The organism is Halorientalis regularis, assembly GCF_023698535.1.
Classification (GTDB): Archaea; Halobacteriota; Halobacteria; order Halobacteriales; family Haloarculaceae; genus Halorientalis; species Halorientalis regularis.
Map to the genome: position 1 here is coordinate 158,423 of NZ_JALJCL010000011.1, position 6,964 is coordinate 165,386.

Here is a 6,964-nt window from a genome sequence, read left to right on the forward strand (position 1 = left end):
TCTTGAACTGGGGGAGAACCCTCGAACCGAGCAATGGAGGTGACGCGCCGCTTCTGGACCGTTGCGGGTGTTGGAGCAATACTCGCGGCGCTGGCAGTCGTCTTTGCCCGGCCAGTGTTGTTGTATGGCGCTGTGGGTATCGCCGCCTTGCTCGTGGCACGCCAGTACCGGTTTTACCGGTCGCTCGCGGCGACTGACGCGGCGCTGACGGTCGAGCAATCGCTCCCCACGCAGACCGTCGCCCGCAACGAGGACGTGCCAGTCACGCTCGCCGCAAAACTGAACGTGCCCTCGCGAGTCGACCTGACCGTCGAGCTGTCGCTTCCGCTGGTCGCGAGCGGGTCCACTTCGTCGGACCGTCGACTCGAACTTCCGGCCGGGGAGGAGGCGGTGTCGACGACCGTGCCGGTCACCTGGTCGATCGTCGGCCGCGCGACGTTCGACCCGGCAACGGTAACGGCCACGGATCCGGACGGACTCTTTCGCGAGCGGCTGTCACGGGGGTCGACGCCGACGATAACGGTCGAACCGCGGACGCCGCGGTCCGTCCACGTCGGTGAAGGCGGTGACCGCGTCACCGCCGCCTACGGCGGGCACCGCTCCGATCAGGTTGGATCGGGGACGGACCCGGCCGAGCTCCGCCAGTACGCCCCGGGCGACTCGGTCAGCGACATCGACTGGAAGGCCACCGCACGCCTGGACTACCCCCACGTTCGGGAGTACGAGGTCGAAACCGACCACCGGACGCTCCTTGTGGTCGATCACCGGTCGCCGATGGGGACTGGCCCGCCCGGCGAGACGAAACTCGACTACCTCCGGACGGTCGCACTCGCCGTGGTCGACAACGCAGCCCAAGTCAACGACCCTGTCGGACTCGCAACCGTCGACGACGGCGGCACCACGGGCTGGGAATCCCCCGAAACCTCGCCGGAGGCATACGACACGGTTCGGGATCGCCTCCACGAACTGCGTGTGACCCGGGACCGCAGGGAACACCCGACCGTGAGCGATGGAGGGGCGAGTTCGGGCGGACAGAGTCCGGCAGCAGCACGGCGGAAAGAAGCGCGACTGTCCGGCGACGATTCGGCGTACGGGCAGACATTGCGATCGTTCTACGCCGACGCCGAGAGTTACGTCCAGCGTATGAACGACGATCCGCTGTTCGAGACGGTCCGAACGCGTTCGAAGCGTATTTCGGGCGCGACCTGGACCCTCCTGTTCACCGACGACACCGACCGGACACAGCTGCGTGAGACCGTCAAGTTTGCACGCAAAGAGTCGGCGGGTGTGCTCGTCTTTCTCGCTCCGGATGCGTTGTTCGAGCGGACTAGCCTCGCCGATCTCGAACGGACGTACGACGAGTACGTCGAATTCGAGGAGTTCCGGCGAGAGCTGAGCGGGCTCGAAGGCGTGACGGCCTTCGAGGTAAGTCCTGTCGATCGGATCGAGGCCGTTCTCGACGCCGGACGGCGACGGTGACCCTCACTGCGGTACAGTTCGACTCGGAGCGACAGTCTTACCACCTGGGCGACTGCGAGATTAGGCGATGACACCGGAGGTGCTGTCGCGACGCGTCGACCTGACGATGACTGGAGTCGGCGTCGTCGCGTTCGGGTATCTCGCCGCTCTCGTCGCCGTCCCGTCCGGTCCCGACGGGCCGGTCTTGCTGGCCCTCGTGGCGGGTGCGCTGGTCGTCCTGGCCGGAGCGGAACTGATCGCCGGCGCGCCCCCGCGATCGGTCGGGCTATTCGCACTGCTCTACGCCGTTCTCGCCGCGATCTCGTGGGGCCTACTGGCCGTCGTCGATTCGTTCGCGACCGTGACACTACTGCTTGCGGGCGGTGTCGCGCTTCTCGCCTACGGCCTTCATCGGTACGAACTGGTTGCACTCGGACTGGTAGGGGATGTCGATGAGCACTGACGGCGTGGACCGCACGGAGACGCCGGCGGAGTCCCAAGACGAGGATCTCGTCGCCGAAGTGGAGGTGTTGCGGGAGGAGAACCGTCGCCTCCGAGAAGAGTTCGCGCGTGCCCGGCGGACGCAGTACCGACGGACTGCGATCACGCTGGCCGGGATCGGTGTACTCGCTGGGATCGCCGGAGTCCTGTTCGCCGATGCTCGAACCGTCCTGTTTGCACTCGGTGGGACTGGTGTGTTCTTCGGCGTCCTCGTCTACTATCTCTCTCCGGAGCAGTTCATCTCGGCCGATGTCGGCAGGCGTGTCTACGAAGCGCTGGCACGCAACGAAGCCGGCGTCGCGGCCGAGTTAGGCCTCCAAGACGACCATGTCTACGTCCCGACGGGCGACGCGGCCGACGACGTTCGGCTGTTCGTGCCACAGCGATCCGAGTACGAACTCCCCGACGCCGACGCCCTTTCGGACGTGTTCGTCGTCCCGGACGAACCGGCGGGGCGAGGACTGGCACTCGAACCGGCCGGTGGCCCGCTGGCCGTCGAGTTCGGGCAGGCGATCACCAACGATATCGAAGACGACCCGACCGCGACCACCACGGCGCTGGCGGATGCACTCGTCGAGCAATTCGAACTGGTCACGAGCGCCGATGCCGACACCGACCCCGACGCGGGCCGTCTCACCGTCGGCGTTACCGAGAGCGTCTACGGCCCCGTCGACCGATTCGACCACCCAGTGGCCTCGTTCCTGGCCGTCGGACTCGCGAGCGCACTCAACACGCCCGTGACAACTGAGGTTTCGACGGGTGACGACCGAGTGGACTATCTCGTCACCTGTCAGTGGGACGTCGACCAATAGCTTCCGCGGAGCGGAGCCGCCGCGGACGAGTCAGGCGGCGTCGTCGCGGTTACCGCCGTCGCCGACGGCGCGGGTCGACGCGTTTTCGACGGTCTCTCGACCCGGCGGCTGGATCGTCTCGAGGATCGAGTCGATCACGTCCGCGGGAGTCATGTCACTGAGCTCCGCGTCCGTACTCAGGACGACGCGGTGGACGAGAATCTGTCGCGCCAGCGCTTTCACGTCGTCGGGAATGACGTAATCCCGGCCTTCGATCGCCGCGCGAGCTTTCGTCGTGTTGAGAAACGCGATCGACGCCCGCGGTGACGCACCGTATTCGAGATCGGGACTCTCCCGCGTCGCCTCCACGATGTCGAGCACGTACTCCCGGACAGTCTCGTCGATGTAGATCTCCGACACCGTCTCCCGCGCCGACAAAACCTCCTCGGTCGTGACGACCTGCTCTATCTGGGCGGGCCCCAGGTCGGGGTCGTCGTCGAACCGCTCGAGTAATGTACTCTCGTCTTCGCGGCCGGGCGTGTCAACCGTCAGTTTCAGCTGGAAGCGGTCACGCTGTGCCTCGGGCAACTCGAAGGTACCCTCCATCTCGATCGGGTTCTGCGTCGCGATGACCATGAACGGCTCCGGGAGATCGAGCGTCTCCCCCTCGATAGAGACGTGCCGTTCCTGCATCGCTTCGAGCAGCGCGCTCTGGGTCTTCGGCGTCGCGCGGTTGATCTCGTCCGCAACAACCAAGTTCGAAAAGACTGGTCCCTTCCGCAGCTCGAACTCACCGGTCTGCTCGCGATATACGTAGGTGCCGGTGATGTCTGCCGGCAAAATGTCCGGCGTCATCTGAATGCGGTTGTAGTCGAGACCGGTCGCCCTGGCGAAGAGGTTCGCAACTGTCGTCTTGGCGACGCCCGGAACACCTTCGAGGAGGATGTGACCACGCGTGAGAAGCGAGATCGTGAGACTCTCGACGACCGTCTCGTTGCCGATGAGGACCTTCCCGATCTCCTCCGAGACCGTATCGTACAGGGCGGCGGGATCAGTCATTGTCACCGGGTTGCTCCCGCCGACGTATAATCGCTTTCGTCACACGCTGGACGCGCCGATCACTCCACTCCGGATGGCGATCGGTTAGGAAAGCAGTGAGTTCGTCCTCGTCAAGCTGACCGAAGCTGTCCCCGTCTGTCGCTGTCTCGTCCATGGACAGCCAGTCCGGGAGGGACCAGTCAGAGAGGCGGACTCCGACGGCGACACAGCCGAGAGCGAGCAACCCCAACCCGAATTGTAGTAGCGGCGTCGATCGGACGACCAGTAGTGCGTACACGAGCGGCGGCAGTGGATGCCCGTGGGAATAGTCAAGAATCACGTGGTCGCCACTCTCGACGAGGTTCCGTGCGAACCGGTCGTTCCCCGTCCGTTCGAGCATCGCGTTCGTAAATACGCTCGCATCACTGACAACGACGACTCTCCCTTGACCAACAGGTTCAATCACTGCTACCGGACGTTCTCGAACCCGCTCATTATCGTCGAGTTGACTGTTATTATTCGCGTCGATATATGCGAATCCCGACGAATTAACCAGGAATGTGCCTGCCCAAGCGTCTCTGGTCAGGCCACTCCCGGATTCAGGTTCACTCTCCGCAGTGGCCGTTGAGCGATTAATCGCTGTCCCATAATTGAGCGTGAATTTATCGACACCGGTTGTCAGATTGTGATTCGTGACTTCGGTGGCAACCGGGAGTGCTGGACTGCGAAAATGCTCCTGTTCATCCCGCAGGAGTCGCCCATCAAGACGCACAGTGAGACCGAGATCAGCTAGCAAGCTGTTCGTTTGATTGGCATCGGAAGCAACCACTAGCGTCCCACCCCGCCGTACAAACTGCCGAACACGGGCGCTATCGCCAGCCCGATACTGATCTTGCGGCGCTATTATGAATGCGGTTGTGTTACCTGGTGCACCTTCGTACGGCCTCGTACTATAAGCCAGTGTAACAGTACTTTCATCGCTAGCAGTCGTTCTGAGATCGCTCGCTCCACCCCAGTCCCCGTTGTATGGACCATATGGCGTCGCCGAAGTAACGGCTGCACCGATGAGTGCCAGATTTATCGCGAGGAGGACTACCAATAATACCGTTCGTGGATAGTTGAAATTCGGCATCTAGATCAGTCCTGGTGGCAGGATTTCAAGAATCCGTTTGACAACGATAGCTGCAAAACCAACCAATCCGAGCAAGATTGGCCATTTCAGGCGAGATCGCCATTGAGGCATTATGTTGAACGGTGCAGTCAGCTCTACCAGTATTAAAAAACCAATAAGTGAAACAACAAAATAGAGATCAAGTGACAGGGCACCCAGAACCGCAAGCAATACCAACGTAGATAGCATCCATGCGATCTGCCCGTGAAGAAACCGCTGTCGCCTGCGCGTGACCATCTACCCGTGTTTGCGTACCCCATCGTTAGAATGTATCGACATTCCTCAGACAATACAGGCAAATACTTGGCAAGCAAAGCTTACTTTCAGAATAAGAAATGTCTGCACAGGGGTCTCACTCTATCTGCTTTCTCGGGTTGCCGGCGATTACCGAATGGATTCACAGTGAGGGGTTTGGGAGGACGCAACGACCACTCGTTGTACTTGCAAGAGAATTCGCTACGCGGGACTACGATGTCACAGTTGTTTCACCAAAACCAACTCCAACCACGTTCCAACAACATGACATAGATCACATTGGGATCCCATCAAACGCAGATCTCACGAAAGACCCTCTCGAAAGGGGGAGTGCATATCTGGATGCCCTTCGAAAAACCGACAGCGATGTATATTACGTACATGGCCAGAGTGGGTTCCTTCCGCTAATCTGGAAGTATACGCAACTCACTGATGCCGAATATATTTTCCACATGACGGACGTGAGTGTGTATCCCGATCATAACGATAGTCGGCTCGGTGAAGTCAGAGACATTTTCGATACTGCAATCGACGATACGACAACTCTTGTTGCGCAAACTCAGCAACATCAGGAGACACTACAGTCACAATACGGTCGTGAAGCGACTGTACTCCAGGACTGCTACGATCTCCCGGCAAAGGAAACCCTCACGTCACCAAGAGAGCGGAAATACTTCCTCTGGGTCGACAGACTACAACCCAACCAGAAGCCGATGCGGTTTCTTGATCTCGCTGACCAGCATCCTGATCTTCAATTCCGGATGTATGGGCCGATAGAAGACACGAATGAGTTCCACAATGAGGTCAAAGAGCGCGCTCAGGCTACCGAAAACGTCAATTTCAATGGCTTTGTCCCGGTTGACGAACTCCCAGCGTTGTACAGTGGGGCAATTGCTGTTGTAAGTACTGCCGAAAGGATGGGATTTCCAGCGCCGCTTGTTCAGGCGTGGGCATATGGTACACCAACACTCTCACGACACAACGCTGTAGGGCAGATTCCATACCGTGGAGATGCGCATACCTCCACAGGTAGCTTTGAGGAATTGAACACAATGATTACCCAATTTTCTGAGCGTATGCCTCTGGTGGATCGATACGAGAGTACTCGACAAACAGTAAAGTCACACTATGCGCCAGACGCTCTTATTCCAGATTATGAAGATCAGATCCAGCAGAGTCTGTCGAATTAACCTTGCCAGAATACGTTGACTATTAGTGGCTGGTTCTCTACGTTACCGATATGACTGGGGTTCGTTCCAATATGCAAGAACGTGGAAGTGGGGGGTCGGTGTGGATTGGGCTATTGTCAGGCACACTCCTATCGATCGTGATGTGGGGGAGTATACTTCTCGTAGCATCCGTTCTATTCTCAGGTTAGTAACGCCATCATCAGAGGTCTTGTACGCTGACTTTCAGCAGATTTCGACTTCTTCAGTAACGCACCGATCATCAACCACGGGTATTCATGTTGATCAGGTAACCCACGGATCTATTGCCCTCGAATTTTGATAATTTGATATTTCAACTGTAATAGTATCTCCACAAGGCCCCTGGGAGCGATTTGAGCAACTGCTGAATCAGACGGTAATCCAAAACATCAGAATTATTTTGATTTGTAGAAATGGCACTGTCTAGTTCTGGATCTGCTCAGCTGGCGTCTGTCCATCGAGTGCTTGATTCGGTCGTTCGTGGTTGTAGTGGTGTCTAAAGCGTCGTAACCACTGTTTCGCGCTTGTCTGACTGCCCCGCC

At 59.0% G+C, this 6,964-nt stretch carries 8 protein-coding genes; 4 read left to right on the top strand and 4 right to left on the bottom strand.

What is annotated here, in order from left to right; translation table 11 throughout:
• The first annotated feature begins 33 nt into the window (after window positions 1-33).
• The 3 genes from MU521_RS15140 (at window position 34) to MU521_RS15150 (ending at window position 2,771) form a co-directional block, all read left to right on the top strand.
• Window positions 34-1,479, top strand: a complete 1,446-nt coding sequence (locus MU521_RS15140; protein WP_092695269.1) for a DUF58 domain-containing protein — start codon at window positions 34-36, stop codon at window positions 1,477-1,479.
• Between the two features lie 67 nt (window positions 1,480-1,546).
• The gene (locus MU521_RS15145) at window positions 1,547-1,921 is read left to right on the top strand and encodes a DUF8163 family membrane protein (RefSeq protein ID WP_092695267.1); all 375 of its coding nucleotides are present in this window, start codon (window positions 1,547-1,549) and stop codon (window positions 1,919-1,921) included.
• Window positions 1,911-2,771 carry a DUF7982 domain-containing protein gene (locus tag MU521_RS15150; protein ID WP_245681234.1) on the top strand — a complete coding sequence of 287 codons (861 nt, stop codon included), beginning with the start codon at window positions 1,911-1,913 and terminating at the stop codon, window positions 2,769-2,771. Before MU521_RS15145 ends, MU521_RS15150 begins: the two co-directional genes overlap by 11 nt.
• Window positions 2,772-2,801: 30 nt before the next feature.
• Here the strand turns inward: MU521_RS15150 and MU521_RS15155 are convergent, their stop codons facing one another.
• Genes MU521_RS15155 through MU521_RS15165 form a run of 3 tightly spaced genes read right to left on the bottom strand, consistent with a single transcriptional unit; the run spans window position 2,802 to window position 5,196 of the window.
• Window positions 2,802-3,809 carry an AAA family ATPase gene (locus tag MU521_RS15155; protein WP_092695263.1) on the bottom strand — a complete coding sequence of 336 codons (1,008 nt, stop codon included), beginning with the start codon at window positions 3,807-3,809 and terminating at the stop codon, window positions 2,802-2,804.
• Entirely contained in the window at window positions 3,802-4,920 is a 1,119-nt protein-coding gene (locus MU521_RS21675) for a DUF4350 domain-containing protein (RefSeq protein WP_342670349.1), read from the bottom strand. The genes MU521_RS15155 and MU521_RS21675 overlap by 8 nt, the downstream gene beginning before the upstream one ends.
• Window positions 4,921-5,196 carry a DUF8044 family membrane protein gene (locus MU521_RS15165; protein WP_092695259.1) on the bottom strand — a complete coding sequence of 92 codons (276 nt, stop codon included), beginning with the start codon at window positions 5,194-5,196 and terminating at the stop codon, window positions 4,921-4,923.
• 98 nt (window positions 5,197-5,294) lie between these two features.
• Between MU521_RS15165 and MU521_RS15170 the strand changes: the two genes are divergently transcribed.
• Entirely contained in the window at window positions 5,295-6,404 is a 1,110-nt protein-coding gene (locus tag MU521_RS15170; protein ID WP_092695257.1) for a glycosyltransferase, read from the top strand.
• 441 nt (window positions 6,405-6,845) lie between these two features.
• Here the strand turns inward: MU521_RS15170 and MU521_RS15175 are convergent.
• The coding region (locus MU521_RS15175) for an integrase core domain-containing protein (RefSeq protein WP_250864791.1) at window positions 6,846-6,964 on the bottom strand (119 nt) is incomplete at its 5' end.